The sequence below is a fragment of the Gilliamella apicola genome, from assembly GCF_003202915.1.
Taxonomy (GTDB): Bacteria; Pseudomonadota; Gammaproteobacteria; order Enterobacterales; family Orbaceae; genus Gilliamella; species Gilliamella apicola_Q.
In genome coordinates this window covers 1-1,876 of sequence record NZ_QGLP01000001.1, presented here as the reverse complement: position 1 = coordinate 1,876, position 1,876 = coordinate 1, and the positions used below count along the sequence as shown (strand labels likewise).

The 1,876-nt window shown below is 38.1% G+C and carries 3 protein-coding genes; 2 read left to right on the top strand and 1 reads right to left on the bottom strand.

Going from position 1 to position 1,876, the window contains the following annotated elements:
* Positions 1–1,188: VENN motif pre-toxin domain-containing protein (locus DKK79_RS00015; protein WP_181415203.1), on the top strand; the 1,188-nt coding region annotated here is incomplete at its 5' end.
* A 1-nt stretch (position 1,189) separates the two neighbouring features.
* Positions 1,190–1,522: a hypothetical protein gene (locus DKK79_RS00010; protein WP_110422345.1), complete on the top strand. Its 333-nt coding sequence runs from the start codon at positions 1,190–1,192 to the stop codon at positions 1,520–1,522.
* A 59-nt stretch (positions 1,523–1,581) separates the two neighbouring features.
* Here the strand turns inward: DKK79_RS00010 and DKK79_RS00005 are convergent, their stop codons facing one another.
* Positions 1,582–1,815, bottom strand: coding sequence for a SymE family type I addiction module toxin (locus DKK79_RS00005; protein ID WP_110422344.1), 234 nt, complete (start codon positions 1,813–1,815; stop codon positions 1,582–1,584).
* Positions 1,816–1,876: the final 61 nt, after the last annotated feature.

Genomic DNA, 1,876 nt, shown 5'->3' with positions numbered 1-1,876 from the left:
CAAACCGATGATATTGCCGGCAACTTAATTGCTCATGCAATACTTGGTGCAGTAGTCGCTGAACTACAAGGCAACTCAGCATTATCAGGAGGTGTTGGTGCAGTAAGCGGAGAGCTAGCGAGTAAAGTAATTATCAACACCCTTTATGGTGGTAAAGATGCCAGCGAGTTAACCGAAGATGAAAAACAAACCATCAGCGCACTATCTCAACTAGCATCCGGCCTTGCAGTAGCTGCCGGCGGTGGTAATTTTGGTGATGCTAGTGCGGCTATTAGTAGTAGTAAAAATGCGGTTGAGAATAATGGAGAGAATCTTGGTTTTGATTTCTTTTTTTCAGAGTCAAAAATGAAAGCTGAATACAATTGCTATACAGATGATGCTTGTTATAATTTAGATGACTATGCGCGTCAACAAGCTATACTTGAACAAGCTATTGAAATTCAGAAAGGAATAACAGAACCCTATAAAGAAGCAGCTGAACTTATAGCTAATATAGAAAAAACAGTCGCTGATTTTACTCCAATAATAGGTGATGCAAAAGCATTTGCTGAAGCTGAAGATATTATTGATTATACTATTGCATCAGTTGGATTAATACCTGGTGTAGGTGATGTAGTTGGTAAGCTCTTAAAAGAAGCAAAAGCGGCATTAAAAGTAGGCGATACAAAAAAAGCTAGTCAGTTGGTTCAAGAAGCTCAGAATAAACTAAACGCTCTTGACGTAGGCTCAGCAAATAAAGCTAGTAATACTGCTGGAAAGGGGACGACGGGAACAACAAGCAATGGCTATAAGGTCTCGAATGGCTCTGATAAGGCAATAGTTAAAGCGGATTTAGAGAATCCTATTGTTCAATCTCGTATTAATGTCCAGAATGGTGATAATAAGGCAGGTTGGGAACATGTGGTTAAGCGCCATTTTTCAGGTAAAGAAAATGCAAGCCAGTTTACACTCAGCCAATCAGAAGTGAAGACAATCCTTCAGAGTAATGAAGTGGCTAAAATACCAATTAGCAATACTCAAATTTCAAAAAATAAAGCAACCGGTCAAAATGAAACTCTCTACGAGCGAGTTGTTACGTTAGACAAGAATATAGGTATTGATAAATTTAGCGGTAAGCCAACTAATACGATGACAATTCTTACAGATAAAAAAGGCAATTTAATAACAGCAACACCAGGGAGATTGTAATATGAAAGAGTATGAATCAGTGGAAAAAATATTACATGATTTTAGTCAATTAGAAAAAAACAATATTTTCCCTTTTTTAAGAGAAGAGTTTGGCACCATTAATACAGCTTATCTTTTATATCAAGCTATAGATCAAGGTGTAGATATTTATGCTTACCTTGTAAATGGTAAAAGTATTATTGAATTTGATGTATCAAATACAGATAACAGTATCAGTAAAAATGAAATTATAACTGTTGAAGAATACGCAAAAACAATACAAGGTAAAGGGAAAGCTAAGTTGGTTGCTCGTAATAATTTAAACGCTCTTTTAAAAAAAGCTATTACCCAATAGATGAGTAATTAGACTCGCTAAGTCCCCACCTAACCCGTGGGGATCTTACTTATCAACTTTTAGATCTGCATCGCAAGTTCAATAATCAACTTGTTCTGCTCAACTTTAATGATGACCGGCAGCCCGGCATAAAAGCCTATCTGCTCCAGCCAGCGCCCCTTGATGGTCAGTTGCGGTCTGGGGTTGCTGAACCCGCCGTTAGGCGTGTAACCCACGGTATAAAAGCGCTCAGTGGGTTGTAGTGCAGGTGCTTTTCCTGTGGTTAATTTTAGCTTAGAATGTGTCTTAGCCATAGTTAACTCCTCGATAGTTAGTTGTGGTTAGCAGTGTTAAGGTGTTCGAGCACCTTAATGC

What these genes read in the sequence shown, in the direction of transcription:
- DKK79_RS00010 (WP_110422345.1), top strand. Translation starts at nt 1,190, where the DNA reads ATGAAAGAGTATGAATCAGTGGAAAAAATATTACATGATTTTAGTCAA.
- DKK79_RS00005 (WP_110422344.1), bottom strand. Translation starts at nt 1,815, where the DNA reads ATGGCTAAGACACATTCTAAGCTAAAATTAACCACAGGAAAAGCACCT.